Origin of the sequence: Vibrio sp. 10N.222.49.C9 (assembly GCF_041474985.1) — a bacterium.
Lineage (GTDB): Bacteria > Pseudomonadota > Gammaproteobacteria > Enterobacterales > Vibrionaceae > Vibrio > Vibrio crassostreae_C.
This window is the reverse complement of record NZ_JBFRVD010001392.1, coordinates 1-722: the sequence shown is the minus strand read 5'-3', so window position 1 is coordinate 722 and position 722 is coordinate 1. Positions and strand designations below refer to the sequence as shown.

Sequence of the window (722 nt, the reverse complement as noted above, 5' to 3'; positions counted from 1 at the left end):
TGTTGGTGCGTGTCCACCAGCGAAAGAGAGTAATTGATTGCTCTCTTAATGTGATGTCTGTTTCTAGCGTGTAGTAACAGTATGTGGCTTTTCTAATGTAAACAGATTGGGTAATGCGGGGTGGATTGGTGCGTTCTTTTAGAGGTTTCCAAGTCTCAATATGTTCGTGCAATTTAGTGTCGTGTAGGCCGATAGGGTAGGCGTTAATAGCGGTCTTGATTCTAATACCGGTGCTTAGGTAAATGTCATTCTTGATGTTATCAAATCGACGCTTATAGGTGTGAGAGAGTAGCCAGCCTGATACATAGTGGGTTATTTCATCTGGGTGATGAAAGTCGGCAAGGCCGTGTTGCTTGATGATCTGAGTAAACCGTATGGCTTCGATGGTATTCATTACGCTGTTTTTGTCGATGGGTAGATTAAGGTTTTTGCTTTTTTCAAACAGGCGTGTGATTGAGTGTGTGGCTGTCTCATAGTTTATTACTTTCAATACAGGTCGGTACAAGAAGCTTAAAAAATCCTGTGAGTAGTGAATCCGGCCTTTGCAGAGTGCTACTTGGGTTACATTGATGTCGAATGCTTTGATGATGGAGTCAGCGGAGTTGAAGGGTTCATTTATCCCGTCTTCGTACTTTGGGTTGTGCAGGAAGTAGGTCACAAAGTTCAATTTGCCCTTGGTGGCGCTGTTGGTGATGTGGTAACCGTTTTTTGTGATCACATTG

Annotated in this window: 1 protein-coding gene; it reads right to left on the bottom strand. The window is 43.2% G+C overall.

The annotated features are described in order from the left end of the window. Positions 1 to 722: hypothetical protein (locus AB4585_RS28435; protein WP_372172113.1), on the bottom strand; the 722-nt coding region annotated here is incomplete at both ends.